This window comes from Streptomyces katrae (genome assembly GCF_000717655.1).
In the GTDB taxonomy this organism is placed as follows: Bacteria; Actinomycetota; Actinomycetes; order Streptomycetales; family Streptomycetaceae; genus Streptomyces; species Streptomyces katrae_B.
The window spans coordinates 121665-147434 of the sequence record NZ_JNZY01000002.1 but is presented as its reverse complement, the minus strand read 5'-3'; the positions used below and the strand labels follow the sequence as shown (position 1 = coordinate 147434).

The following is a 25770-nucleotide window of genomic DNA, read 5'->3' as shown; positions in this document are numbered from 1 at the left end:
TCGTACCTCTCCGACCCGCGGATTCCCGGGGCCCGGGGAGGTTCTTTTTTGCCCTCACGCGTCACGCACCGGGGACTGGTACGGTAAAGCCGTACGACTCACGCATACCGGGAGGCCAGCCATGCCGATCTCGGCGAACGAAGCCCGCACACGCTTCTACCCACTGATCCGGCAGGTCAACGAGGATCACGAACCGATAGAGGTCACCTCCCGCGAGCACGGCGACGTCGTCATCATGTCCGCCGAGGACTTCCGGTCCTGGCAGGAGACGGTCTACCTCCTGCGCTCTCCTCGCAACGCGCAGATCCTCATGGAGTCCATCGCAGAACTCGACGCCGGCCACGGGCAGGCGCGTGAACTCATCGAAACGAGGGATGACGCGGAGTCCGCCGCATGAAGGTGATGTTCTCCAGGCGTGCTTGGGATCAGTACACCTCCTGGACCACGGCCGATCCGAAGATCCTCAAGAGGATCAATCGGCTGATCCAGGAGATTCAGCGAACACCGTTCGAAGGGGCCGGAAAGCCCGAACCGCTCAAGGAGAACCTCTCCGGGTGGTGGTCCCGGAGAATCACGGACGAGCACCGTCTCGTCTACCGGATCAAGGACGAGGCCGTGGAGATCGCCCAGGCCCGATACCACTACTGAGCGGCAGTGCGAAAGGCCCCCGCCCCTGGCGAATGCAAGGGGCGGGGGCCTTCCCCTCGGCTACCTCAGGTGCGAGGTGTCGTTCAGCAGGCGGACGGAGGCGTTGCCGTCGGCGTAGTAGGCCACCGCCGAGAGGGAGGCCGCGGAGAGCTCCATCCGGAACAGCGACTCCGGGGGCGCGCCCAGCGCCAGGCGGACCAGGATCTTGACCGGGGTCACGTGCGTGACCAGCAGGACCGTGCGGCCCGCGTGCGCGGCCAGCAGCCGGTCCCGGGTCGCCGAGATCCGGCGGGTGGCGGCCGTGAAGCTCTCGCCGCCGCCCGTCGGGGCCGCCTTCGGGGAGTCCAGCCAGGCCTGGAGGTCGTCCGGGAAGCGCTCCCGCACCTCGGCGAAGGTCAGGCCCTCCCAGGCGCCGAAGTCCACCTCGCGCAGGCCCTCCTCGACGGTGACCTCCAGCCCGAGGCGGTCCGCGACGGCCTGCGCGGTCTCCCGGCAGCGGCGCAGCGGGGAGCTGACGACCGTCTGGACGGTGCCGCGCGCGGCCAGCGCCCCGGCCACCGCCGAAGCCTGGCGGCGGCCGGCCGGGGACAGTTCCGGGTCGGCGCCGCCGCTGCCGGAGAAGCGCTTCTGCGGGGTGAGGGCCGTCTCGCCGTGACGCAGCAGGACGAAGGTCGCCGGGGTCCCCATGTCGGGGCCCCAGCCCGGCGTGGTGGCCGGGGCCTGGGCCGGGGGCGCCGCCGGGGCGGGAACGTGTCCCGGGGCAGGGGGGCCGGGCTCCGCGAACAGGGCGCCGGCTCCGGCCTCCTCGCGTGCCGGTGCGGTGGCCGGCGTACGGGACGCGGAGGCGAGGGCGGCCCGTACGGCCGCGGCCCCCTTCGCCGCATCCCCCGGAGGACCCGCCGGCGCGGCGGCCAGGGCGCGGGCCGCCGAGGTGTCCAGGGCCGCCGAGGACACCGACGGCTCCCACTGCTCGCCGCGCTTGCCGGCGTCCATCGCCTCGTTCGCGAGCCGGTCCGCGTGCCTGTTCCGCTCGCGCGGGATCCACTCGTACGTGACCTGCGCGCGCGGCAGGATCGTCGCCGCCTCCGCCGCGAGGGGCTTCATGTCCGGGTGCTTGATCTTCCAGCGGCCCGACATCTGCTCGACGACCAGCTTGGAGTCCATGCGCACCTGGACCACGGCGTCCGCGGCCAGTTCGCGGGCCGCCCGGAGGCCGGCGATCAGCCCCTTGTACTCGGCCACGTTGTTCGTCGCGACGCCGATGTACTCGGCGCGCTCGGCCAGGGTCTCGCCCGTCGCCGGGTCGAGGACGACCGCGCCGTAGCCGGCGGGCCCCGGGTTGCCCCGGGAACCGCCGTCCGCCTCGACGACGAACCGGACAGGCCTCGGCATCAGATGCCCGAGTCGGCCGTACGGACCAGGATGCGGCCGCAGTTCTCGTGGCGTACGACCTGGTCGCGGGCCGCGGCCTTGATCTCGTTGACCTCTGCCATGTCGAGCTCCAGGCGGCAGCCCTCGCAGCGGCGCTGGTACAGGCGGGCGGCGCCGACGCCACCCTGCTTGACGCGGATCTTCTCGTACAGGGCCATCAGGTCGGCCGGCATCGACGCCACGATGACCTCGCGGTCCTTGGTGACCTTCGCGGCCTCGGCGTCGAGGGCGCCGGTCGCCGCGTCCCGGCGGGCGGTGGCGTCCGTCAGCTTGGCCTCGAGGGCGGAGACCCGCTCGGTGAGCTCGGTGACCCGCTCCTGCGCGCCCTCCAGGCGCTCCATCACCTCGAGTACGACGTCCTCCAGGTCGGCCTGGCGCTTGGCGAGGGAGACGACCTCGCTCTGCAGGTTCGCCAGGTCGCGGGCCGAGATGCCGGCGCCGGAGTCGAGCCGCTGCTGGTCGCGGGACGCGCGCTGGCGCACCTGGTCGACGTCCTGTTCCGCCTTGGTCTGCTCGCGGGCGGCGTCGCTCGCCTGCGTCTGGGCCGCCACGAGCAGGTCGCGCTGCTGCGTCAGGTCCTTGGTCAGGGACTCGACCTCGGTGTGCTCCGGCAGCGACTTGCGCTTGTGGGCGAGCTGAGACAGCCGGACGTCCAGGGCCTGGACGTCGAGGAGTCGGATCTGGTCGGCGGGCTCGGCGTTCAGTTGGGGGCTCCAGAGATAGAAGGGGGTGTGACGGACGGCGCGTGCACCGTCCACGGGTCGGTGACCGTGCGCGAGACGTGGGTGCGCAGACCCCAGCCGTGGCGCTCGGAGATCGCGTCGAGCTGCGCGGCGGCCTGCTCGCACCAGGGCCACTCGGTGGCCCAGTGTGCGGCGTCGACGAGGGCGAGCGGGCTCTGCTCGCGGGCCTCGGACACGGGGTGGTGGCGCAGGTCGGCGGTGAGGTAGACGTCCACGCCGGCGGCGCGGACGGCCGCGAAGTTGCTGTCGCCGGAGCCGCCGCTGACGGCGACGGTGCGGACGAGCAGGTCGGGGTCGCCGGCGACGCGGATGCCCTGCGCGGTCTGCGGCAGCCGGGCGGCGGCGCGGGCGGCGAAGGCGCGCAGGGTCTCGGGGTGGTCCAGCTCGCAGATCCGGCCGAGGCCGCGGCGGCCCTCGGGGTCGCTCGGATCGGGGATCAGCGGGCCGGTGATCCGCAGGTCGAGGGCGCCGGCGAGGGCGTCGGAGACACCGGGGTCGGCGGTGTCCGCGTTGGTGTGGGCGACGTGCAGCGCGATGTCGTTCTTGATCAGCGTGTGCACGACGCGGCCCTTGAAGGTGCCGGCCTCGACGGTGGTGGTGCCGCGCAGGTAGAGGGGGTGGTGGGTGACGACCAGGTCGGCCCCCAGCTTCACCGCCTCGTCGACGATCTCCTGCACGGGGTCCACGGCGAACAGGACCCGGGAGACCTCGGCGTCGGGATCGCCGCAGACGGTTCCGACGGCGTCCCACTGCTCGGCCCGCGAAGGGGGCCAGAGAGCGTCCAGCGCGGCGATGACTTCAGAGAGACGGGGCACAGGCCAAGGCTACCGTCCGTAGGGGAGCGGCAGAGTCCCTGCGAGGTGCCGGCCGCCCGGGACTCCGTACGTCCGCTCCGTACGCGCCCGGCTCACTTGACGGGGAAGGTGCGCGGGTCGTCCAGGACCTTGTCGGCGGCGCTACGCCGGGGCCCGGGTACCAGGTCTCGTCCGGGTCCTTGAGGGTCCCTGTGCCCGCCCCCACCCCTCTGGGAGTTCCGTCATCCCAAACGCCCCGGTATCGCACAGCACAACCGCCCCCGCCATCACAGCCGAACCGCCGGGCGGCCACCCGTATGTGTGAAGCGGGGAAGGTCGTGCTGTTCGGGCCGAAGTGCGAAAACTAGCTTCCTCCCCGGAGGTGACGCACGGATGACTGTCTGTGCCATCGAGATCACGACGGCGGCCCCGTTCACCATCGCCGCGGACGGTTCGTACGCGGCCCGGCTGGCCGGGGACGGTGAGGCCCGCTACCCGGAGCGCTGGACGCTGGCCGGGCCCGAGCCGTACGCCGTGCCGCTGCCGCTCGCCCAGCCCGAGGAGGCCGACAGCCAGGTGCTGGCGCTGGCCGACGGGCGGGTGCTGATCCACCGCCGGGTCGCGCAGCGGCACGCCTTCGCCCTGCTCTACCCGACGGGCGGCGCCGCGGCCGGGCCGCGCACCGGGGAGCTCCCGCTGGGCTCGGTGGAGCCCGGGCACGAGGGCGTACGGGTGTCCCTGCTGCCCCCGTCCCCGGACGGACACGGCGCCTTCGCCCTGGCCGCCTCGGACGCGGGGACCACGGTCTGGCAGGTGGCCGGGGGCGCCTTCGGGCCGGTCGCCCGGATCCCGGGCCGGTGCTCCGGCGGCGTCTGGCTCGACCGGGGCGGCCGGATGCTGGCGCTGGACCGCGAGCTGGACGGCACCACCAAGGCCGTCGCGGTGGACCTGGGCCGCGGAGGCGAGGTGTCCCCGCTGCTCCAGATCACGGAGGGCAGCGACGACCGGCTGCTCCTGGCCGACCCCGACAGCGGGCTGCTGCTGATCCGCTCGGACGCCCCGGGCGAACCGCGCCTGGGCTGGGGGGTGCTGGGCAGCTCCCTCCCGGTGCGCTTCCCGGAGTGCCTGCGCGGGGAGCCGGGGACCCCGTTCGCGGTGCAGCCGGGCCAGGCCCTGATGCCGGAGACCTGCGGGGTCGCGCTCCGGCTGGAGGACGGCGGGATCGGCCTGTGGCGGCCCGCCGACCGGCACGTCTTCCGGCTCGGCGCGCCCGACGGCTGGCTCGGCACCGGGCTGTGGAGCCGGGAGGGCCGTCTGCACCTCCCGTACGCCACCCCCGAGGTGCCGTGCGGGATCACGAGCCTGACCCTGCCGGTGTCCCCGCCGCCTCCGGTCCGGCTGGACCCGCCGCCGACAGTGGCGCCGCGGCCCGTGCCGCTGCAGCAGGCCCCGCTGTAGCAGAGCGCCCCGGCCGGCGGCCAGGCTCGGATTCCCCGCCGCTCAGCGGCCTTCGAAAGCCAGGTCGCGGGCTGCGTCGAGCGCCGTGGCCACCGCGCCCAGCAGCACCGCGTCCTCCCCCAGGCTGCTGGGCGCCACCTTCGGCCGCAGCGGGGTGAGCGTGCGCAGCGTCTGGCGGACCGTGTGCAGCAGCAGGTCGGCGTTGCGGCCGACGCCGCCGCCGAGGACGACGAGGTCGGGGTCGAGGACGGCGGAGACCGCCGCGACGGTGTGGGCGAGGCGTTCCCCCTCGAGTTCCACCGCCCGGGCGGCGGCCGCGTCTCCCGTCCGGGCGGCGTCGAAGACGTCCTTGGCGGTGAGGGGCCCGGTCATCCCGTGGGCGCGGGCCGTCTGGACCACGGCCCCGGCCGAGACGGCGTCCTCCATGCTGTCCGCCGTGCCGTCGGCCGTGCTGTCGGCCGTGCTGTCGGCCGTGCCGTCGGTTGCGCGCTCCGGCTCGCGACGGCCCGGCCACGGCAGGAAGCCGATCTCGCCGGCCCCGCCGTGCGCCCCGGTGAACAGCCGGCCCTCGTTGACGATGCCCATGCCGAGGCCGGTTCCGATCATGATGTAGACGAAGAGCCGGCTGCCCGCACCGACGCCGTACGTGTACTCGCCGAGCGCCGCGAGGTTGGCGTCGTTCTGGACGGCGACGGGCAGGCCGAGCCCGTCGCGGATCCGGTCGAGCAGCCCCGGGCGGCTCCACCCCGGCAGTTGCCGGGCGTACCGGACCCGGCGCTCGTCTTCGTCGAAGACGCCGGGCGTGCCGACGACGGCCTGGGTGACCTTGTCCGGGTCCAGCCCGGAGTCGGCGACGAGCCCGCGGGCGGCGGACACGGCGAGGTCGGCCATGCCGTTCGCGGTGCGGGCCTGGTTGCGGACGTCGGAGCGGGCGACGACGGTGCCGTCGAGGTCGGCCAGCGCCACGCGCAGCCAGCTCCGGCCGATGTCGAGCCCGAGGGCGTGACCGGCCGTCGGATCGGGGGCGTACAGCACGGCGATCCGGCCCCGCTCGGGCGCGTGCGTACCGGCCTCCCGGACCAGGCCGGCCTGTTCGAGGGCGGCGAGCGCGCTGGAGACGGTGGGCTTGGACAGTCCCGTCTCGCGCGCGAGCTGCGCCCGCGAGGCGGCCCCGCCGGAGCGCAGCCGGTCCCACAGCAGCCGCTCGTTGGCGCTGCGCTGCCGTCGGGGGTTCCAGGGCTGCTCGGCGCCCTCGTCGCTGCTGGTCATCCGGCCATTCTCGTCCAGCCGGTTGCGCTGCGGCCGCCCTCCGGGACACGGCCGGGCGCCATCTGCCGTGCAGTTCAAGGGCGGTGACGGCTTCCCGGAATCCGCGCGCCCATGAGCCGGCGACGGTGTTCGCCGGGGCACCGTCCTGCACCGACGGGGAGGCCGTAGCGCTCCTGTCCGTCGACGACCGGCCGGAGGGGTGTCAAGGAATTCTTGACAACGCGGCGGCGTCAAGGTTTCCTTGACGCATGTCGATCTTGAACTCGAAGGCCCGGCACCGGGTCGCCTTCCCCGCCACCCCGTCCATGGCCGCCGCGCTGCCGCTCGCCGTGAGCCTGCCGGCCCTGACGGCGATGTTCGGCGACCGGCTCGGCACCGCCGCCACTGCCGCCCTGATCGTCGCGGGCCTCGCACTCATCGCCTGCACCGCCGGCCTGGCCGCCCGAGCGGCGGCCGCCGACGCCGAACGGACGCGCCGCGACGAGGAAGTCCTCGACGCCCTCGAACCCCTCGCCGGACTGCGCCGATGAACGACGAACCGCTGCTCCACCCTGCGGAGACGGACAGGATCCGGGAAGGGATCGCCGCAGCCGTTCTCGGCGCCCCCGAGGGGCTGGCCGACTCGCTGGAACACGACCCCCACGGGTACCTGCGCCTGGTGGACGCCTCGCGCGTCGGAGCAGAGGAGGCGAGCCGGCTGCTGCGCGAGGCCGTCCAGGGCGCCAGGGCCGCCGGCCACAGCTGGGACACGGTGGGCCGCGTCCTGGGGGTGAGCCGGCAGGCCGCCCAGCAGCGCTTCGCCGGCAAGGCCGTGGGCTCGGCGCCGCCGCCCGCCGAGGGACCGGACGCCCCGAAGCGCCGCACCCTCGGCGGGTTGACCGCGTTCAACGAGATGGCCGCCCTGGACGAGGCCGGCCGCGACGGCTGGCACATGGTCGGCTACGGCCCCTTCTTCCACGAGGTGGAGGCGTCCGGCCACCCCTGGGAGCACTGCCGGGTGACGCTCCCCTCCCTCGCGCGGCACCGGCGGATGGAATCGGAAGGCTGGATCCCGGTCGGCGCCGGCTGGTTCCCGTGGCGGTACTACAAGCGCCCCCTCCGCCCCTCCGCCCCGCCGGCTAGTCGCGCCTGAGGCCGAGGACCTCCACCGCGGCGAACGTCTCGTTCGCCGGGCGGGAATCGTAGTGCGGGGTGAGCAGCTCGTCCAGCTCCTCGTAGGAGAAGGCCTCCTTGCCCGTGTCGAACTTGGCGGCCACCTTCGGGCGTTCCATCACCACCACGATCCCGCCGTGCACGACGAACAGCTGCCCGTTGGCCTTCGCGGAGGCCGGCGAGGCCAGGTAGCCGACGAGCGGCGAGACGTGTTCGGGAGCCAGCGGGTCGAGCTTGCCCTCCTCCGGGACCTGGAAGCCCGCGAACACGTCCTCCGTCATCCGGGTCCGGGCGCGCGGACAGATCGCGTTGGCCGTCACCCCGTACTTGGCGAGGGCCAGGGCGGTCGAGGTCGTGAGGCCCACGATGCCGCCCTTGGCCGCCGCGTAGTTCGGCTGGCCGGCCGAGCCGCCGAGGAAGGCCTCGGAGGAGGTGTTGATGATCCGGCCGTAGACCGGTCCGCCCGCCGCCTTCGAGCGTGCGCGCCAGTGCACGGAGGCGAAGTGGGTGGTGTTGAAGTGACCCTTGAGGTGGACGCGGATGACCGAGTCCCACTCCTCCTCCGACATGGAGAAGACCATCCGGTCGCGGAGGATGCCCGCGTTGTTGACCAGGATGTCGAGCTTCCCGAAGCTGTTCACCGCCAGCTCGACCAGCTCGCGCGCCTGCCCGAAGTCGGCCACGTCGCCGAGGTGCGCCACCGCCTGCCCGCCCGCGGCGCGGATCTCGGCGGCCACCTCTTGCGCCGGGGCGGCGGAGGCCTCCCCGGAGCCGTCGCGTCCGCCCTGGCCGAAGTCGTTGACGACCACGCTCGCGCCGAGCCGTGCGAGCTCGATCGCCTCGGCCCGGCCGAGCCCGCGGCCGGCGCCGGTGACGATGGCGGACAGTCCCTCAAGTGGGAGTGACATCTGCCGGATTCCTCTCAGAGTTCGATGCAGGTGCGCAGGGCGACACCCGTACGCATCTGGTCGAGGGCGTCGTTGATCTCGGCGAGGTGCACCCGGTGGGTGATCAGGCCCGCCAGGTCCACCCGGCCGGCCCGCCACAGCGCGATGGTGCGCTCGTACGAGCGGAGCACGTCCCCGCCCCCGTACATCGACGGCAGGATCTTCTTTTCGTCGAAGAACAGCGAGAACATGTTGATCGAGTAGTTGTCGTCGAGCGCGCCCGCGCCGACCACGACGACGGAGCCGCCGCGCCGGGTCATCTCGTACGCGGTCTGCGTGGTCGCGGACTTGCCGACGACCTCGAAGACGTAGTCGAAGCCCTCGCCGCCCGTGATCCGGTTCTTGGCGTCGGCGAAGGCCTCCGGCGCGACCCCCTCCGTCGCACCGAAGCGCAGCGCCGCCTCGCGCCGCGAGGCCACCGGGTCCACGGCGATGATCTGCGCCGCGCCCTGCACCTTGGCGCCCTGGATGACGGAGATGCCGACGCCGCCGCAGCCGATGACGGCGACCGAGGACCCGGCCTCCACCTTGGCCGTGTTGACGGCCGCGCCGAGGCCGGTGGTCACGCCGCAGCCGATCAGCGCGGCGATGTCGTACGGAAGGTCGTCGGGGATCGGTACGGCGCAGGCGGCGGGCACCACCACCTCCTCGGCGAAGGTGCCGGTGCCGGCGAAGCCGAAGATGTCCCCGCCGCCCGTGCGGCGGAAGTTGGGCGTGGCCACGTTCGCGAAGGACTCCAGGCACAGGTGCCCCTGGCCGCGCTTGCAGGCGGGGCAGTGCCCGCACGGCGGCAGCCAGCAGACGAGGACCCGGTCGCCGATGGCGTGTGTGGTGACCCCGTCGCCGACGTCGACGATCTCGCCCGAGCCCTCGTGGCCGGGTATGAAGGGGGCGGGCTGCGGCAGCACGCCGCTCATCGCGGAGAGGTCCGAGTGGCACAGGCCGGTGGCCTTGATGCGGATCCTGACCTTGCCGGGGCCGAAGCCCGCGGTCTCCATGTCGTCGACGACCTCGAGCTTGTCCTGGCCTATCTCGCTCTGCAGTGCTGCGCGCACGGTGCGGCTCCTTTGTGGTCGGGCGTCGGGCGTTACGCGTGTTCGACGACGGTGTCGGCGAGGACCGGCGCGTCGTCCCGTTCGACGGCGGTCACCGAGACCCGGACCTGGCCCGGCTCCTCCCACATCCGGATCCGCAGGGTCTCGCCCGGGAAGACGATCCCGGCGAAGCGCGTGCGGTAGGCGCGGACCCGCGAGACGTCCCCGCCCAGCGCCGTGTCGACGACGGCCTTGAGGGTCATCCCGTACGAGCACAGGCCGTGCAGGATGGGCCGGTCGAAGCCGGCCAGCTTGGCGAACTCCGGGTCGGCGTGCAGGGGGTTCCAGTCGCCGGAGAGCCGGTACAGGAGCGCCTGTTCCTCGCGGATGTGCCGCTCCTCGACCCGGTCGGGCGCCCGCTCGGGCATGTCGGTCCTGACGGAGGGCCCGCGGTCGCCGCCGAACCCGCCTTCGCCCCGTACGAAGATCTGCGCGTCGCTCGTCCACAGCGGCCCGTCGGCGTCCGCGACTTCGGTGCGCAGCACGATCACGGCGGCCTTGCCCTTGTCGTAGAGGGCGGCGACCTTGGCGGAGGAGGTGGCGCTGCCCTTGACGGGGATGGGCCGGTGCAGCTCGATGGACTGGCCGCCGTGCAGGACGTTGGCGAGGTTGACCTCGATCCCGGGGGCGGCGAGGCCGCCCATCATGGCCATGCCGGCCCCGGCGACGGTGGCGAAGCTGGGGAGTACGTGGAGTCTGGACTCCAGCGTGTAGCGCAGCTCGTCCGGGTCGGTGGCAGGGATGCCTGCGCCGAGGCCGAGGTGGTAGAGCTGGATGTCCTTGTGGTCCCAGGTGAGGTTCCCCCGGCGGGGGTCTGCGGCGAGGGCCCTGGCGGCATCGATCGGCATTGAGGATGCTGCTCCTTGTTTCGGTTCCCGTTTGCTTCTGCTTGGAAGACCTCGGTGCGGTCGTCCGCACCGTCGGCCGCACCGAGGTCGTTTGCGGGACCGGCCGCCTTCTAGAACGCGTTCTAGGCCGGACCGGTGAAGGAATGTATAACGCACGCCCCAGCAGTTGGGAAGACTCCTGACTCCACGTCAGGATGACGTTCACCGGGGCGTGTTGCCGGGCCGCCGGAGGCCGGGGCCCTAGGGTGGCGGGGTGGACGAGATGCTCCGGAATTTCCGTACGGCGAGGTCGCTGCGGGTCCTGCTGGCGGAGGGTCCGGGGACGCCGGCCGGCGCGCTGGCGGTCCTGCTCGAGCTGGAGCCGGACCTCGACGTGGTCGCCCGGGTCGCGCCCGGTGCGGACGTGGGCGCGGCGGCGCTGACGGCCTGTCCGGCCGTGGCGCTGGTGGACGCGGACCGGCCGGAGGTGCTCGCGGAGGTGGCGGCGGTGTGCCGCGAGGCCCCGGAGTGCCGGGTGCTGCTGCTGGCCGGGTCGGCCCGGCCGGGCCTGGTCGAAGGGGCGCTCGCCGCGGGAGCGGCGGGGGTGGTGCTGCGGGACGACCCTCCCGGGGCGCTGGCCGACGCCGTCCGCCGCGCCGTGACGGGCGAGGCGGTCACGGACCCGACGCTGGAACCGTAGAGCGGCGGGCGGGACGGCCGTTCCCGGCCGCTGGGCGCTAAGAGCCGTCGCCTGCGCGCGAGCGGCCGAGGGCGGCGAGGAGGTCGCTCTCGCCCGGCGTGGTGAACAGCCGCTTCGGCAGCACCACGAGACACGTCCGGCGGCGCGAACGGCCCACGAACACGTGCAGCCGGGGCGTCTCGTGGTACCAGCGCACCTCGTCCCACACGATCCGCTGCGACTCCCCGCCGCGGAACACCTCGATGCCCGTACCGTCCACGACGGCCCGCTTCTGCTCGGCGGCCCGGCCCGAGCGGAAGCCCAGGGCCACCGCCAGCCGCGGCAGGACGAGCAGCACGACGAGGCCGTAGGCCACCGCCATGCCGAGGGAGACGGGGTGTACGGTCAGGCCGTCCGGGGACGGCGACACGCTCGCCGCGCCCAGGAAGACCGTGCCGAGAGCGGCCACCGCCCGCCCCCTGCGCAGCAGCCCGGCGGCCCTGGCCGCCTCGGTGTACTCGTCCCGGGTCACCTTGCCGGTGACGCTGAAGGAAGTCTCGCGCATGTCGCTCACGGGGGCGGAGCCTATCCCCGTGCCCCCCGGAGCCGCGGAACGGGTCAGCCCCGCCGCAGGAGCGTCACGACGGCCGCGCCGCCGAGGCCGATGTTGTGGGCCAGGCCGACGCGGGCTCCCGGGACCTGCCGGGGGCCGGCTTCGGCACGGAGCTGCCAGACCAGTTCCGCTGCCTGCGCGAGCCCGGTGGCGCCCAGGGGGTGGCCCTTCGAGATCAGGCCGCCCGAGGGGTTCACCACCCACCGCCCGCCGTACGTCGTCGCGCCGGACTCCACCAGCTTCCCCGCGGCGCCCTCCTCGCACATGCCCAGCGCCTCGTACGTCAGCAGCTCGTTGATCGAGAAGCAGTCGTGCAGCTCGATGACGTCCACGTCCTCGATGCCGAGTCCGCAGGACGAGAAGACCGCCCGCCCGGCCGCCGCCGTCATCGGCTTGCCCACCACGTCGATGCACGAGCCGGAGGCGAACGACTCCTCCGTGTCCGTCGTCATCGCCTGCGCGACGATCTCCACCGCCTTGTCGTGCAGGCCGTGCCGGACGACGAACCGCTCCGAGACGACCACCGCGGCCGCCGCCCCGTCCGAGGTCGGCGAGCACTGCAGTTTCGTCAGCGGCTCGTGGATCGGCTTCGCAGCGAGGATCTCCTCGACCGTGTACACGTCCTGGAACTGCGCGTTCGGGTTGTTCGCCGAGTGCCGGTGGTTCTTCGCCGCCACCGCCGCCAGCTGCGCGGCCGTGGTCCCGTACCGCTCCATGTGCTCGCGCGCCGCGTTCCCGAAGATCTGCGCGGTCGGCGGTGACATCTCGAAGCCGTGCGCCGCGGCCATGATCCCGTAGTGCCGGGCCACCGGCGAGGTCTTGAAGTCACCCCCGTCGGCCCCGCCCCCCAGCGCGCCCCGCTTCATCTTCTCGAAGCCCAGCGCCAGCACGCAGTCGCTGATCCCGCCCTCCACGAACTGCCTCGCCATCATCAGCGCCGTCGACCCCGTCGCGCAGTTGTTGTTCACGTTGTAGACCGGGACCCCGCTCAGCCCCAGCTCGTACGCGGCCCGCTGCCCGGCAGTGGAGGCCTGGAAGCAGTACCCCACCGGCACCTGCTCGACCTCCTCGTACGGGATCCCGGCGTCCGCCAGCGCCGCGGTCCCGGCCTCCTTCGCCATGTCCCAGTACTGCCAGTCCCTCGACTCCGGCTTCTCGAACTTCGTCATGCCGACGCCCACGATGTACGACTTCATGCCCGACAACTCCTAATCCCTGGGGAGGCCGAGGATGCGCTCGGCGACGACGTTGAGCTGGACCTGCGTGGTGCCCCCGGCGATGGTCAGGCAGCGGGACATGAGCATCCCGTGCACCGCCCGCTCCCCCGCCCCCTCCCGAACCGCGCCCGCCGGGCCCAGCAGTTCGAGCGCGAGTTCGGCGGTCCGCTGCTGGTGCGGGGTCTGGACGAGCTTGCGCACGGACGCACCCGCGCCCGGCTCCAGCCCCGACACCTGCTGGAGCGTGGTGCGCAGCCCGATGCAGGCCAGGGCGTGCGCCTCGGCGGCGAGCGCCCCGATCCGCGCCCGGTACGCGCCGTCGAGTTCCGCCGAGCGGGCGATCAGCGCCTCGATCCCGGTGTCGAAGGTCATCTGGTCGGCCATGTGGACCCGCTCGGTGCCGAGGGTGTTGCGGGCGACTTTCCAGCCGTCGCCGGGGGCTCCGACGAGGGCGTCCGCGGGCAGCAGGACCTCGTCGAACCAGACCTCGTTGAAGAGGGCCTCGCCGGTGATCTCCTTGAGCGGGCGCACGTCGATCCCCGGGGTGTTCTTCATGTCGACCACGAAGTAGCCGAGCCCCTTGTGCTTGGGGGCGGCCGGGTCGGTCCGGGCCAGCAGGATCCCGAAGTCGGCGCTGTGCGCGGAACTCGTCCACACCTTCTGTCCGTTGACCTTCCAGGAGCCGTCCGCCGTCCGCTCCGCCCTGGTCCGCAGCGAGGCCAGGTCCGAGCCCGCCCCCGGCTCGGAGAACAGCTGGCACCAGGTGACGTCCCCGCGCAGGGTCGCCGGCAGGTACCGCTCCCGCTGCGCGTCGGTCCCGTAGGCGAGCAGTGACGGCACGACCCAGGTGGCGATCCCGAGGTCGGCGAGCCTGACCCCGGCCGCGCGCAGTTCCTGCTGGACGACGAGCTGCTCGACGGGCCCTGCGCCGAGCCCGTGGGGCGGCGGCAGGTACGGGGCCGCGTACCCGGTGGCGGCCAGGACCCGCCGGGCGGCCGCCGGGTCGAGCCCGCGCGCGTCCTCGATGGCGGTACGGGCCTTCGCGCGGTGGGTCTCCGCCTCCGCGGGCAGTTCCAGGCGCAGCTCGCGCCGGGCTCCGGCCGCCGCGAGGCGGACGGCCCGCAGGCGGTGCCCGTCGCCGGGTCCGAGGAGCTGGCGGGCGACGACGGCCCGGCGCAGGTGCACGTGCGCGTCGTGCTCCCAGGTGAAGCCGATCCCGCCGAGGACCTGGATGCAGTCCTTGGCACAGGAGTAGGCGGCGTCGAGCGCGGTCCCGGCGGCCAGCGCGGCCACGAGCGAGCGCACCGGGGCCGGCGCGTCCATCACCTGGGCGGCGTCCCAGGCCAGGGCGCGGGCCTGTTCGAGGCGCACCAGCATGTCGGCGCACAGGTGCTTGACGCCCTGGAACTGCCCGATGGGCCGGCCGAACTGCTCGCGCACCTTGGCGTACTCGGCGGCCGTGTGCAGCGCCCAGGCGGCGGTGCCGCAGGCGTCGGCGGCGAACAGGGTGCAGGCCAGGTCCCGGACCAGGGCCGCGTCCAGGTCGAGCAGGCGCCCGGGCGGCACGCTTGCGGCGCGGGCCCGCACCTCGGCGGTGGGCCGGGTCGGGTCGGCGCTGTCGTGCGTACGGATGTCCAGTGCGGCGGCGTCCACGGCGAACCAGCACGTTCCGTGCGCGGCCTCGGCGGCGAGCAGCACGAGGTCGGCCTCCCCGGCGCCGAGCACCGGGGGTGCGTCGCCGTCGAGCAGGTACCCGCCGCCCCGGGCGGCGACGGCGGTCAGGGTCCCCGGGCCGAGGGCGACCGCGCCGACCCGTCCGTCGAGGGGTCCGGCCCCGGCCCGGTCGAGCAGTACGGACGTCAGCGCGCTCGGCAGGAACGGCCCGGGCAGCGCCGCCCGGGCGGCCTCCTCGACGACGACGGCCAGGTCGAGCAGGGTGCCGCCCTCCAGGTGCGGCTCGAGCAGTCCCTGCGCGGCCATCGCGTCCCAGTAGGCGGGCCGCGCCCCGGTCTGCGGCGGGGTGTCGAGCAGTTTGCGCACCTCCTCGGGTGGCACGGCCCGCGCCACCCAGCCCCGTACGGCCCCGGCCAGATCCCGCTGTTCCCCAGTGATTCCGATGCCCATGCGCGGCAGGCTAGAACACGTTCCATTCTGACGGAAGGTCAGAACGAGAACGTGTTCTCCCCGACGGAACCGCCCGGCTCAGCGCGGGACGGCCGCCAGCGCGGCCCGGGCGATCTCCTTCGCCTCGGCCTCGCAGGTCGCGGCGGGATGCTCCGGACCGCCGAGGGCCACCCGCACCAGGAGGTTGCCGTCGCTCACGCCCAGCGAACAGGTCTGCGCGGTCATCGGAGTCGACCAGCGCGCGCCGTCCCCCGCCCCGAGACCGGTCTCGGCCCGCCCGCTGCCCAGGTTGAACCGCGTGCGCTCCGCCCCGCTGCCCGGGACGCGGCCGCTGCGCTCCACGGACCAGCTGACGTACGCGTGCGGCGGCGGCTTCTCACCGGCGGACTCGTCGAAGGCCACCACCCAGTCACAGGCCACGTACGACTTCACGGGTGAGTCGTTGTCGCCGGCCCGGCGCATTTCCTGCTGCGGCAGCGGCAGCTTCCCGGCCGCCTCCGAGCACAACGGCACGCTCAGGTACCGGTCCGCCTCGGCCGGCGGCGGCTCCTCCAGCGCGCGCAACCCGTACGTCACCCCGGCCCCGGCCGCCACGAGGACGCCCGCGGCCAGCAGCAGGTTCCGCGGGCGCAGGCGCAGCCGCCGGCCGCGCGGCGCGTGGGCCCGCTCCGGGCGGACCGCCGCCGCGGTGGCGGTCGCGGCGTCCGGGTCCACGTCCGGGCCCCCGAGCGCGCGGGCCGCGCCGTCCGGGTCCCGGAGCAGGGCCTCGACCTCCTCCTGCTGGGCGGCGGCCATCCGCTCGACCGCGGGCGGCCACTGCGCGGCGCCGGCCGCGCCGGTCAGGCCCAGGATCTCGGCGGGGGACGGCCGGGCCGCCGGGTCCTTGGCCAGGCACCGGGTGACAAGCTCACGCAGACCCGGCGGGAGGCCGAGGAGGTCCGGTTCAGCGTGCACGACGTTGTACAAGGTCAGCACCACCGTCGCCGCCGCGAAGGGGCTGCGGCCCGTCGCGGCCAGCGCCAGGACTGACCCGAGGGAGAACACGTCGCTCGCGGGGGTCAGTTCACCGCCCTCGGCCTGCTCGGGCGACATGAACGCGGGTGAGCCGATGACCGTCCCGGCCTGGGTCAGCTCGGTGACCTCGCCGGGCCGGGCCACCCGCGCGATCCCGAAGTCGATCACCCGCACCCCGTCCCGGGCGAGCAGCACGTTGTCGGGCTTGAGGTCCCGGTGCACCAGCCCCGCCCGGTGGATCTCGGCGAGGGCCGTCGCCAGCCCGGCGGCGAGCCTGCGTACGGTCTCCTCGGGCAGCGCTCCGGCCCTCTCCACCGCGGCCCCCAGCGAGGGCCCGGTCACGAACACCGAGGCCAGCCAAGGCGCCTCCGCGTCCGCGTCGGCATCCAGGACCGCGGCCGTGAAGGCGCCGGACACCCTCCGCGAGGCGGCGACCTCCCGCCGGAACCGGACCCGGAAGCCGTCGTCGTCGGCGAGCCGGGCGTGCACCTGCTTGACGGCGACGAGCCGCCCGTCCGGTGCGGCGCCGAGCAGCACGCGGCCCATGCCGCCCCGGCCGAGCTCGGCGAGCAGCCGGTACGGTCCCGCCGTGGCCGGATCGGACTCCTTGAGCGGTCTCATCACTTCCCCACCCGTTCCACGACCGAGGCGGCGAGCTCCCGCGTGACGGCCTCACATCTGCCGGTCGGGTAGCGGGGGCCCGTCACCGAGACGTGGAGCACCATGTTGACGTCCCGTACGTACAGACGGCAGTTCGGAAACCTGTCGTCCTTGGGAGGCGGCTGCCACAGACCCTCGTCGGCGAACCCGAGGTCGATGTCACGCCGGGTCTTGCCGGGTTCGTAGAAGACCTCGAGGCGCTTCTTCGCCCGCTGGGCCCCGGTGCGCTCACCCTTCTCGGTCGAGAAGAACGTCCACTCCGCTTCGATCTCGTCACCGGTCCGGTTGGTCCAGGTGCAGCGGGCATAGCCCGAGCCGGACTCATCGACCGGCCCGAACCCGTCCGGTTGGTCGAAACCGGTCGGCACGCGCAACGTGTCCCGGACCTGTTCGCAGGACGGGGGCCTCGCCGGGTACTTGTCCTTCTTCTGCGCCAGCCCTGCCGACCGGATGTCCGATATGAAGTCGCGGTACGTCTCCCCGAGGTACGACCGCCCCACGGTCAGCCCGGCCACGGCCACGACACCCGCCACGGCAACCGCCACGATCAGCGGCCGGGGCCAGCGGCGGCGCCACAAGGGGACCGTCTCGGCAGCCGTGGCCCCGCTCACCAGCTCGGCCGTCACGGCCAGCTGCTCGTCGATCAGCCCGTTCACCGCGTCCGGCCACGGCCGCGCCGAGGGCGTCAGCTCACCGACCGCGGTCAGCAGCTCGCCCGGCGTCGGCCGCTCGGCCGGATGCTTGGCCAGGCACCGGGCGATCACGTCACGCAGCCCGGCCGGTACGTCACCCAGGTCCGGTTCGGCGTGCACGACCTCGTGCAGGATCCGCGGCACCGAGCTCCCGGCGAACGGCGCCTTGCCCGTACAGGCCATGACGAGGGTCGCACCGAGCGAGAACACGTCGGCGGCCGGGGTGAGTTCCTGCCCCAGCACCTGCTCCGGTGACATGTACGCGGGCGAGCCGATGAGCGCGCCCGCGTGCGTGATCCGGGTCTGGTCCCCCACCGCCCGCACGATGCCGAAGTCGATGACCCGTACGCCGTCCTCCGCGAGCAGCACGTTGGACGGCTTGAGGTCCCGGTGGATCAGCCCCGCGCGGTGTACGTCGGCCAGGGCGTGCGCGAGCCCTGCGGCCAGTCGGCGCACCGCCTCCTCGGGCAGCGGCCCGGCGGTCTCCACGGCCTGGCTCAGCGAGGGCCCCGGCACGAACTGCGAGGCCAGCCACGGCATCTCCGCCTCGGGATCGGCGTCGATCACGGCCGCGGTGTAGCCGCCGGCCACCCGCCGCGAGGCATCGACCTCGCGGCGGAACCGCGCTCGGAACCCCTCGTCCCCGGCCAGCTCGGCATGCACCTGCTTGACCGCGACGAACCGCCCGTCCGGCCCCACCCCCAGCACCACCCGGCCCATCCCGCCCTGGCCGAGCACAGCGACCGTCCGGAACGGCCCTATGTGCTGCTTCACTCCTAGAGGGCGCCGATGAACGCAGCGAAGGCGGCGGGGCTCACGGTGAAGGCGGGGCCTTCGGGGTTCTTGGAGTCCCGGACGGCGATCAGGCAGGGCTGCGAGGCGACCTCGATGCAATCACCGCCGGTGTCACCGCTGTACGAAGCCTTGCGCCAGGCGGCGGCGCCGAGGGGCGCACACTCGACGCACTCGCCACCCGTGTCAGCGCTATACGAGGACTTACGCCACCGCGCGCCCGTCAGCTCCTGGATGGTGTCCATAACGCTCCTCCATTACGCGGGCGATCCGTGCCGCCGAGTCCTCCACGGAGAGAGCGGCGGCCTGCAAATGATCGTAACGGAGCGAACCCTCCCTGAGAGCCCGCGGATTGGCCGTCATATGGCCCTGTACGAAGTCCTCGGTGTAGACGAGGTCCGGGTCGTCCTCGAACCGTAGAAGCGTGAACGACCCCGGCAGCCCCGCATGTGCGCCCGTCTCGAACGGCAGGATCTGCACCTGCACCCACTCCCGCCTCCGTAGGGCCAACAAGTGGGCGAGTTGGTTCCACATGACCTCCCGGCCGCCGATCTCCTGGTGCAGTACGGCCTCGCTCATGACCACCCACATCAGTGGCGGGTTCTCGCGGTCGAGTATCCGCTGCCGCTCCATCCGGGCGGCCACCTTCGCGTCGAGGTCCCCCTCGGTCCGCACGCCCAGCACGGCCCGCGCGTACTCCTCTGTCTGCAGCAGCCCGTAGACCAACTGCGCCTGGAAGGTGGAGATGTATGCAGCCCTCGCCTCCATCTCGGCGTACGCCTGGAACCAGGTCGGAAGCTGGCTCCGCAACACCAGCCCCACCAGCCGGGAGAGCGCCCCGTCCGTACCGAGCGCCACGTCCACCCTTTCCGAGAAGTCCCGGGTCGGCACCTTCCGCGCCGTCTCGATCTGCCCGATCAGCGAGGCCGTACAGAACACGATGTCCCCGAGCTGCCCCTGTTTGAGCTTGGCCTCCTCCCTCAGGCGGCGCAGCTCCGCCCCGTAGTAATCCAGCGGGGACGCGCTGGGATCGAGATCGCGGATGTTGACCATGAGGCGGTCACCCCCAAGCACACGCCTTGCGGCGTTCGTTTCAGTCCGTAGCCGAGCGTAACCACACCATCGCACTCTGGTGACGTGAATCGCGCAACTGAGCATTCAGCCACCGGACTTGGCGAGAGCTACCGCATGGGCTTCACCGTGAGTGAGCATTCCGCCCGGCACATGCGGCGCATCCTGCGGATCTACCTGGCCAGTTGGGGCCTGGCCGGGCTGACCCACGCCGCCGAGCTGGCGCTGACCGAGCTCGTCTCCAATGTCGTCCGGCACGTCCCGGGCCGGGCGTGCTCGGTGCTCATCCTGTGCGGGCCCGGCGGGGTGCGGGTCGAGGTGGCGGACGACTGCCCGAGCCCGGTGCGCGTGGCGCGCGGCGACGACGGGGGGATCGCCGACGGCGGGCGGGGGCTGCGGCTGGTCGAGGCCGTGACCGACCGCTGGGGTGCGGAGCCGACGGCCTCCGGGAAAACGGTGTGGTTCGAATGCGACGGACCCCGTACCGAACCGGCACGGGCCACATTCGGCCAAGTCCGAGAATCGCTCTAGATCCCCCCAGTACCAAATGATCCAATCTGGGGCGTTAACGCCGACCCCATTTCACTCAGGAAGGAAAGCGCCTGTGAATTGTGTGACGTACGTGGACCTGCACCGGCAAGTCTCGTTGGACATCGAGGCGGAATTGGCGACCGCCCTCTTACGCCTCGCCCCGAACTCGGGTACGGGCGCCGCCAAGAGCGCGGTGAGCAGACTCCTCCGGCATCAGAAACTGAGGCATCCCCTGTCGGTGCTCCCGATGATGGTGCACGCCATCGAGACGGGGGACCCCGAGCCGGCCGTCCCGCTGGCCGCGGTGCACGTGCTGTGGTGGACCTCGGCCTGCTACCTCGACGACCTGGCAGACGGGCACGGCACGGCCGCTTCCGACAGCCTGGGCCAGAACGAGGCGCTGCTGGCCTCGGTGCTCAGCGGGGCGGTGCTCCCGCTCCAGATCGTCCGGTCCCTCCCGGTGCCGGCGGCGGTCCAGGGGGCACTGACGGAGGAGCTCGCGACCGGCTGGGTGGTGGGCACCGGGGGGCAGCTGAGCGACATCGACGGAGATGCCGACCGTGCCACCCGGAAATCGGTGATCGAGGTCTACCGCGGGAAATCCGGCGGGCCGTTCTCGATGATCACGGCGATGGCGGCGATATTGTCGGGCGCGAGTGACGAAAGAGTAGAACTGTGGCGGGAGTTCGGCTACATATTCGGCATCCTGTGGCAGTTGTTCAACGACCAGGAAGACATCCTGTCCGGCCGCAATGAGGACCTCCTCAACGGGACGGTCACTTATCTGCTCACCTGCGCCCTCGACGACGCGCCCACACCGCGGGCCCGCGAGGACATCCTGGGCCGGAGCGCCGCCGCCCGCCGCTCGGAGCGCGCCCGCGCGGAGCTCGCCCGCATCCTGCTCGCACCGGACGTCCTCGACCGCTACGCCGCGGACCTGGACGCCTTCCGCACCGAGGCCCACGCCCTCCTCGCCACCCTCGGCGGCGACAAACGCCACCTGCCGACGATGCGGCACCTCGTGGAGTACGCGGCCGAGATGCTCCTCCAGCCGGACCTCGCCGCTCCGATGGCGGCCTCGGCGTAGGCCGCCATCCTCGGCGGATCAACGGCGCGTGGCCGCCAGCGCGGTCCGGGCAAGGTTCCTCGCGTCCTGCCTGCAGGACGGCCCGGGGTGGCGCTGGAGCGACAGCTTCACCGTGACCACCAGGTTGGCGTCGCGGACGGCGAGGGCACAGGTGGTGGTGGACCCCTCGTCCACCCAGCGGGCCTCGTCACCGAAACCGAGACCGGGCTCCCGGCTGCCGTAACTCCCTGCCGTGGCGAAGCGGCGCTGCTGCTCGTCGGCCGCGCCGTCGATCCCGGTCCCGCTGAAGAGCATCAGGTCCCACACGACCGCCTCGGACGGCGGCTCGGAGGCGCCGGTGGCGCGCCAGGTGCAGCTGGTCCGCATGGTGAAGGTGTCCCGCTCATGGTGGTCCTCGGCCACGTTCCGCCCTTCGGGCAACCGTCCCGCCATCTCGGCGCAGGTGCGGATCCCCGAGTAATAGGGCAGGGGCACGGCGTCGGCCACGGACTCGGAGGCGGAAGCGGAAGCGGAGGTGCTCGCGTTCCCCTTCCCGGCCGGCGAACCGCCCCCGCCCCCGCCCCCGCCCTCGGGCCACGCGGCCAGGGCGACGACGGCGGCCACCGTCACGGCGCCGGCCGCCCATGCCGCCCGACGCCACGGTCCCGTGCCCCCCGCCTCCGGCCGTGGACTTGTCCGTGGCCGTGGCTGATCGGGCCGCGGCCGGGCCTCCTCGGTGGCCGAACCGGACGGAACCGCAGGCCCCGGACGCCGCCCCACCTCCGCCTCCGGCAGGGGCCGTGGCTCCGGCCCCGGATGTGGGTCCGGCAACGGCAACGACTGTGGCTCCGGCGCCGGTTCCGGCTGCGGCTCGGGATCCGGCCCCAGCTTCGGCTTCGGCTTCGGCGGTTTCACGGTCGCGGGGGCCTCGCCGCCGAGCAGCCGGTCGATCTCGGCCCGCTGCGCGGTGATCAGCTCGTACACGGCGGGCGGCCACTGGCGGCCGGCCGGGGCGACGGGACCGAGCAGGCCGAGCAGCCCGGCGGCGGTCGGCCGGGCGGCCGGGTCCTTGGCCAGGCACCGCTCGACGACGGGGCGCAGCCCCGAGGGAACCCCGCTGAGGTCGGGTACGGCGTGCACCACGTCGTACAGCGTCTGGAGGGTCGAGCTCCCGGCAAAGGGACTGCTGCCCGTCGCGGCCATGACCAGCACCGACCCGAGGGAGAACACGTCGGCGGCCCGGGTCGGTTCCTTGCTCTCGGCCTGCTCCGGCGACATGAACGCGGGTGAGCCGATCACCCAGCCGGTCCGGGTCAGCCCGGTGCTGCCCTCGCCGTCCGCTGCCCGTGCGATGCCGAAGTCGACGACCCGTACGCCGTCCTCGGCGAGGAGCACGTTGTCCGGCTTGAGGTCCCGGTGGATCAGCCCGGCCCGGTGGATCTCCCCCAGCGCCGAGGCCAGCCCCGCCGCGAGACGGCGCAGGAACTGCTCGGACAGCACCCCGGCGGACTCCACCGCGGCCCCGAGCGAAGGCCCGGCGACGAACACGGAGGCGAGCCACGGTGTCGGGGCGTCCGGATCGGCGTCCATCACGGCCGCGGTGTAGGCACCGGACACCCGGCGCGAGGCGGCCACCTCGCGCCGGAACCGGGCGCGGAACCCGTCGTCGCGGGCGAAGCGGTCGTGCACCTGTTTGACGGCGACGAGCCGCCCGTCCGGCCCGGCGCCCAACAGGACGCGCCCCATCCCGCCCTCCCCGAGCACACCCAACACCCGGAACGGCCCCACGTACGCCGGATCCCCCGGCCCTGCCCGATCCATACCGACCTGCCCCTCCCCGATAGGGATGCGGATCCTACCGAGACGGCGCTCACGAAGGCAGCGCCGCACAAGGCGCCGACCCCCGCCGCCCACACGGGGACACATTGCTCCTGCCGAGCGGGGCCGGCAGCCCGGCCCTGCTCGACGCGCCGCCTCTTCGGCCTGTGGCAGACCCAGCCTTGCCGACCAACTCAGCCCCGCCGGCGCTCGAGGCGCGGGGGTCCGGGGGTCGCCCCCCGGGAAACGGAAAAAGGGCGGGCGGGGAGACGGCCCCGCGCAGCGGCCCGGCTCCCCCGGCACCGGCACCGACACCGGCACCGGCACCGGCACCGGCACCGGCACCGGCACCGGCACCACCGCGGAGGGCCCCGGCATGGTGCGCTACCAGCCGGTAGGGCACCATGGGCCGCCCAGCCCACCCGAGCAGACCCCCACCCCACCCCGGAGGAACACATGGCCACCCCCAAGCCGGAGACCCTCGCCGCCTTCGAGGCCGCCAAGGGGTTCATGCCCGTAGGCGAGGGCCTGGCCCTGTACGAGGCCGCCGCCGCAGCGGCGGCACTGGGGCTGCCCCTCCTGGAGGTCGGCACGTACTGCGGCCGCTCCACCATCCTGCTGGCCGATGCCGCCCGCGAGGCCGGGGTGGCCGCCATCACGGTCGACCACCACCGCGGCAGCGAGGAGCAGCAGCCCGGCTGGGAGTACCACGACCCGGCCGTGGTCGACCCGGAGGTCGGGCTGATGGACACCCTCCCGACCTTCCGCCGCACCCTCCACCGGGCGGGCCTCGAGGACCACGTCATCGCCGTCGTGGGCCGCTCCCCGCAGGTCGCCGCGGCCTGGGGCGGCGAGCTCGGCCTCGTCTTCATCGACGGCGGCCACACCGACGAGCACGCCACGGGCGACTACGAGGGCTGGGCCCCGCACGTCGCCGAGGGCGGCACGCTCGTCATCCACGACGTGTTCCCGGACCCGGCCGACGGCGGCCAGGCCCCGTACCGGATCTACCTGCGCGCCCTGGCCTCCGGCGCCTTCGAGGAGGTCTCGGTGACCGACTCCCTCCGCGTCCTGCGCCGCACCGCCCCGGGCATCTGAGGCCGGCCGCCGCTCGGGGCCAGATGGCAGATCCAGGCATATAAGGGGATAAGCGCACCACGCCCCCGGATGGCCCACGGTCCGCGCCGCCGGCCGGTGGCCGGTCTAGCATCGCGACGTGCCCTACGACGACAGTCCCCCATCCCCCGAGTCCGCCTCGTCGGTCAGCACGGAGCGGCGGTGGTTCGCACGCCGCTCCGGCCTCGCCGTCGGTGCCGCCGTGCTCGCCCCGACCGCCCTGGCGGGGTGGGTCCTCGTACAGGTGACGACCGGGGCGGGGGCGGACGACGCCCGCCCGCCCCGGATCGTGATGCCGGCCGCCTCCCCCACGGACGGCACGGCCGCGACCCCGAGCTCCGCCCCCGCCGAGGGCCCCGCCAAGAGCCCCGCCGCAGCCCCCGCCAAGGGCCCGCTCGCCGGCAAGACCGTGGTCATCGACCCCGGCCACAACACCGGCAACTTCAAGCACGCCTCCGAGATCGACAAGAAGGTCGACATCGGCACCAACCGCAAGGAGTGCGACACCACCGGCACCACCACCAACTCCGGCTACATGGAGGCGGAGTTCACCCTCGACGTGTCCCGCCGGCTGCGGACCGCCCTGGAGGCCAAGGGCCTGAAGGTGGTCCTCACCCACCAGGCCGACCGCCCCTTCGGCCCCTGCATCGACGAGCGCGCCCGCATCGGCAACGAGGCCGCCGCCGACGCCGTGGTCTCGGTCCACGCGGACGGGGTCTCCGAGGGCAACCGCGGTTACCACATCATCCTCCCGGCCAAGGTCAAGGGCGGTGCCGCGGACACCGCCAAGATCGTCGGCCCCTCGCGGGACCTCGGCGAGCGGATCGCCTCGAACTTCGCCCGGACCACCGGCTCCGCCCCCGCCAACTACCTGGGCGGCGGCACCGGATTGGTCGTCCGCGACGATCTCGGCGGACTCAATCTCTCGACGCAGCCCAAGGTGTTCATCGAATGCGGCAACATGCGTGACTCCAAGGACGCGGCGCTGCTGACGAGTCCGGAGTGGCGGCAGAAGGCGGCCCAGGGCATCGCGGACGGCATCGTCGGCTTCTTGGGCGGGTAGTCCCACCGGGACAGCCTGCCGCCCCGATCCTCTCGGCCGCGGGGAACCTCCGTACCATGGTCCCGCCCGCCCCGCTCCTGCACGTGCGACCGCGGCACCACGAGACGACCGAGACCGAGAAGGACACCTAAGACGTGAACATCCGCTCCCTCACTCGAGGCGACGGCGTGGTGATCGGAGCAGCGGTGCTGCTGTTCATCGCCTCGTTCCTCGATTTCTACTCCGCGACCGGCCTCGACCTGCCGAGCGTGTGGGACACCGACGTCTACCGTCTGGCGCTCCCCACCATCTTCCTGCTCGGCTTCATCGCGGCCGGCCTGATCATCGCGGCCCGCTTCCAGCCGGAGACCCGGAAGCTCGCGGGCCTGCCCCTGGCCGCGTGGGGGACGGTACTCGCGGTCGCGGCCGCCTGGTCCTCCCTCTGGTCCCTGATCACCAGCCCGAGCGGCGCCGACCTCGGCGCGGGCTGCATCATCGCCTTCCTGGCCACCCTCGCGCTGGCCGGTATGGCCGTCGCGGGCGGCAAGATCCCGGCGCTCGCCGGCCCGCTCGTGCCGGAGGCCAAGCCCGTCGCCCCCGCGCCGTACGGGGCGCAGCCCCAGCCCGGCACCGGGTACGGCTACCCGGGCGGCCAGCAGCCGCAGCCGTACGGCTCCACCCCGCAGCCGGTCCCGCCGTACGGCGGTACCCCGACCCCGACCCCGGCTCCGGCCCCGCAGGACCAGACGCCCGCCCCGGCGGGGGACTTCACCCCGTTCTGGTTCGCGGTCCCGGTGGCCCGCCCCCTCTTCCCCGAGGACGGCTCCCCCGCCCCGATCGCCGAACTCGCTCCGGGCACCTGGTACCTGGCGGTGGACCAGCGCGGCCCCGCCACGCTGATCGCCCAGACCCAGGACGGCCGCCGCGGCGTCCTGAACGACACCTCGGGCATCCAGCGCGGCTGACCCCGCA

26 protein-coding genes are annotated in these 25770 nt (G+C 73.5%); 11 read left to right on the top strand and 15 right to left on the bottom strand.

The window, feature by feature from the left end; all coding sequences use genetic code 11:
- Nucleotides 1–121 precede the first annotated feature (121 nt).
- Both IF09_RS0102895 and IF09_RS0102890 read left to right on the top strand, forming a co-directional pair.
- Nucleotides 122–397 carry a type II toxin-antitoxin system Phd/YefM family antitoxin gene (locus tag IF09_RS0102895; RefSeq protein ID WP_030291513.1) on the top strand — a complete coding sequence of 92 codons (276 nt, stop codon included), beginning with the start codon at nucleotides 122–124 and terminating at the stop codon, nucleotides 395–397.
- 5 nt (nucleotides 398–402) lie between these two features.
- On the top strand, nucleotides 403–648 hold the full coding sequence (locus IF09_RS0102890; protein ID WP_418953019.1) for a Txe/YoeB family addiction module toxin: 246 nt from the start codon (nucleotides 403–405) through the stop codon (nucleotides 646–648).
- Nucleotides 649–708: 60 nt separating this feature from the next.
- On the opposite strand, the gene IF09_RS0102885 is transcribed toward IF09_RS0102890, so the two are convergent.
- From IF09_RS0102885 to IF09_RS0102875, 3 genes are read right to left on the bottom strand one after another with little or no spacing between them, the layout of a single operon-like run.
- A complete protein-coding gene (locus IF09_RS0102885) occupies nucleotides 709–2040 on the bottom strand; it encodes a bifunctional RNase H/acid phosphatase (RefSeq protein WP_030291509.1) in 1332 nt (443 codons plus the stop codon).
- Nucleotides 2040–2783 (bottom strand): zinc ribbon domain-containing protein, encoded by a 744-nt coding sequence (locus IF09_RS0102880; protein ID WP_199920394.1) that lies wholly within the window; start codon nucleotides 2781–2783, stop codon nucleotides 2040–2042. Before IF09_RS0102880 ends, IF09_RS0102885 begins: the two co-directional genes overlap by 1 nt.
- Nucleotides 2780–3637 (bottom strand): Nif3-like dinuclear metal center hexameric protein, encoded by an 858-nt coding sequence (locus IF09_RS0102875; protein ID WP_030291506.1) that lies wholly within the window; start codon nucleotides 3635–3637, stop codon nucleotides 2780–2782. Before IF09_RS0102875 ends, IF09_RS0102880 begins: the two co-directional genes overlap by 4 nt.
- Nucleotides 3638–4009: 372 nt before the next feature.
- Between IF09_RS0102875 and IF09_RS0102870 the strand changes: the two genes are divergently transcribed.
- Nucleotides 4010–5074 carry a hypothetical protein gene (locus IF09_RS0102870; protein ID WP_030291505.1) on the top strand — a complete coding sequence of 355 codons (1065 nt, stop codon included), beginning with the start codon at nucleotides 4010–4012 and terminating at the stop codon, nucleotides 5072–5074.
- Nucleotides 5075–5116: 42 nt separating this feature from the next.
- Here the strand turns inward: IF09_RS0102870 and IF09_RS0102865 are convergent, their stop codons facing one another.
- Nucleotides 5117–6343: an ROK family transcriptional regulator gene (locus IF09_RS0102865; RefSeq protein WP_030291504.1), complete on the bottom strand. Its 1227-nt coding sequence runs from the start codon at nucleotides 6341–6343 to the stop codon at nucleotides 5117–5119.
- 248 nt (nucleotides 6344–6591) lie between these two features.
- On the opposite strand from IF09_RS0102865, the gene IF09_RS0102860 reads away from it, so the two are divergent.
- Nucleotides 6592–6873 carry a hypothetical protein gene (locus IF09_RS0102860; RefSeq protein ID WP_030291503.1) on the top strand — a complete coding sequence of 94 codons (282 nt, stop codon included), beginning with the start codon at nucleotides 6592–6594 and terminating at the stop codon, nucleotides 6871–6873.
- Nucleotides 6870–7475, top strand: coding sequence for a hypothetical protein (locus tag IF09_RS0102855; protein ID WP_030291502.1), 606 nt, complete (start codon nucleotides 6870–6872; stop codon nucleotides 7473–7475). The genes IF09_RS0102860 and IF09_RS0102855 overlap by 4 nt, the downstream gene beginning before the upstream one ends.
- On the opposite strand, the gene IF09_RS0102850 is transcribed toward IF09_RS0102855, so the two are convergent.
- From IF09_RS0102850 to IF09_RS0102840, 3 genes are read right to left on the bottom strand one after another with little or no spacing between them, the layout of a single operon-like run.
- On the bottom strand, nucleotides 7462–8403 hold the full coding sequence (locus IF09_RS0102850; protein WP_030291501.1) for a 3-oxoacyl-ACP reductase: 942 nt from the start codon (nucleotides 8401–8403) through the stop codon (nucleotides 7462–7464). The genes IF09_RS0102855 and IF09_RS0102850 overlap by 14 nt on opposite strands.
- Nucleotides 8404–8417: 14 nt before the next feature.
- Nucleotides 8418–9497 (bottom strand): Zn-dependent alcohol dehydrogenase, encoded by a 1080-nt coding sequence (locus tag IF09_RS0102845; protein ID WP_030291499.1) that lies wholly within the window; start codon nucleotides 9495–9497, stop codon nucleotides 8418–8420.
- A 32-nt stretch (nucleotides 9498–9529) separates the two neighbouring features.
- The gene (locus IF09_RS0102840; RefSeq protein WP_030291497.1) at nucleotides 9530–10384 is read right to left on the bottom strand and encodes a MaoC/PaaZ C-terminal domain-containing protein; all 855 of its coding nucleotides are present in this window, start codon (nucleotides 10382–10384) and stop codon (nucleotides 9530–9532) included.
- Nucleotides 10385–10646: 262 nt separating this feature from the next.
- Between IF09_RS0102840 and IF09_RS0102835 the strand changes: the two genes are divergently transcribed.
- A complete protein-coding gene (locus IF09_RS0102835; RefSeq protein WP_234320885.1) occupies nucleotides 10647–11063 on the top strand; it encodes a DNA-binding response regulator in 417 nt (138 codons plus the stop codon).
- 37 nt (nucleotides 11064–11100) lie between these two features.
- Here the strand turns inward: IF09_RS0102835 and IF09_RS0102830 are convergent, their stop codons facing one another.
- From IF09_RS0102830 to IF09_RS0102805, 7 genes are all read right to left on the bottom strand, one after another.
- A complete protein-coding gene (locus IF09_RS0102830; RefSeq protein ID WP_158709900.1) occupies nucleotides 11101–11616 on the bottom strand; it encodes a YcxB family protein in 516 nt (171 codons plus the stop codon).
- Between the two features lie 44 nt (nucleotides 11617–11660).
- The gene (locus IF09_RS0102825; protein ID WP_030291494.1) at nucleotides 11661–12851 is read right to left on the bottom strand and encodes a lipid-transfer protein; all 1191 of its coding nucleotides are present in this window, start codon (nucleotides 12849–12851) and stop codon (nucleotides 11661–11663) included.
- A 12-nt stretch (nucleotides 12852–12863) separates the two neighbouring features.
- Nucleotides 12864–14996, bottom strand: coding sequence for an acyl-CoA dehydrogenase (locus tag IF09_RS0102820; RefSeq protein ID WP_030291493.1), 2133 nt, complete (start codon nucleotides 14994–14996; stop codon nucleotides 12864–12866).
- A gap of 78 nt (nucleotides 14997–15074) precedes the next feature.
- Entirely contained in the window at nucleotides 15075–16631 is a 1557-nt protein-coding gene (locus IF09_RS39855; protein WP_030291491.1) for a serine/threonine-protein kinase, read from the bottom strand.
- A complete protein-coding gene (locus IF09_RS39850) occupies nucleotides 16631–18136 on the bottom strand; it encodes a serine/threonine-protein kinase (protein ID WP_037633782.1) in 1506 nt (501 codons plus the stop codon). Before IF09_RS39850 ends, IF09_RS39855 begins: the two co-directional genes overlap by 1 nt.
- Before the next feature lie 2 nt (nucleotides 18137–18138).
- Nucleotides 18139–18399: a DUF397 domain-containing protein gene (locus IF09_RS42535; protein WP_078613049.1), complete on the bottom strand. Its 261-nt coding sequence runs from the start codon at nucleotides 18397–18399 to the stop codon at nucleotides 18139–18141.
- A complete protein-coding gene (locus tag IF09_RS0102805; RefSeq protein WP_030291488.1) occupies nucleotides 18359–19207 on the bottom strand; it encodes a helix-turn-helix domain-containing protein in 849 nt (282 codons plus the stop codon). Before IF09_RS0102805 ends, IF09_RS42535 begins: the two co-directional genes overlap by 41 nt.
- A 135-nt stretch (nucleotides 19208–19342) precedes the next feature.
- On the opposite strand from IF09_RS0102805, the gene IF09_RS0102800 reads away from it, so the two are divergent.
- Both IF09_RS0102800 and IF09_RS0102795 read left to right on the top strand, forming a co-directional pair.
- Complete coding sequence (locus tag IF09_RS0102800; RefSeq protein ID WP_051832039.1) at nucleotides 19343–19756, top strand: ATP-binding protein; 414 nt, start codon at nucleotides 19343–19345, stop codon at nucleotides 19754–19756.
- 73 nt (nucleotides 19757–19829) lie between these two features.
- Nucleotides 19830–20843 (top strand): polyprenyl synthetase family protein, encoded by a 1014-nt coding sequence (locus IF09_RS0102795; protein WP_234320874.1) that lies wholly within the window; start codon nucleotides 19830–19832, stop codon nucleotides 20841–20843.
- Between the two features lie 18 nt (nucleotides 20844–20861).
- Here the strand turns inward: IF09_RS0102795 and IF09_RS46715 are convergent, their stop codons facing one another.
- Entirely contained in the window at nucleotides 20862–22643 is a 1782-nt protein-coding gene (locus IF09_RS46715; RefSeq protein ID WP_030291485.1) for a serine/threonine-protein kinase, read from the bottom strand.
- A 453-nt stretch (nucleotides 22644–23096) separates the two neighbouring features.
- Here IF09_RS46715 and IF09_RS0102785 point away from each other — a divergent pair, with 453 nt between their 5' ends.
- The 3 genes from IF09_RS0102785 to IF09_RS0102775 all read left to right on the top strand — a co-directional run bounded on the left by IF09_RS0102785 (nucleotide 23097) and on the right by IF09_RS0102775 (nucleotide 25763).
- On the top strand, nucleotides 23097–23738 hold the full coding sequence (locus IF09_RS0102785; protein ID WP_030291484.1) for a class I SAM-dependent methyltransferase: 642 nt from the start codon (nucleotides 23097–23099) through the stop codon (nucleotides 23736–23738).
- 118 nt (nucleotides 23739–23856) lie between these two features.
- Nucleotides 23857–24819: an N-acetylmuramoyl-L-alanine amidase gene (locus IF09_RS0102780; protein ID WP_030291483.1), complete on the top strand. Its 963-nt coding sequence runs from the start codon at nucleotides 23857–23859 to the stop codon at nucleotides 24817–24819.
- Between the two features lie 134 nt (nucleotides 24820–24953).
- Complete coding sequence (locus IF09_RS0102775) at nucleotides 24954–25763, top strand: DUF5336 domain-containing protein (RefSeq protein WP_030291482.1); 810 nt, start codon at nucleotides 24954–24956, stop codon at nucleotides 25761–25763.
- Nucleotides 25764–25770: the final 7 nt, after the last annotated feature.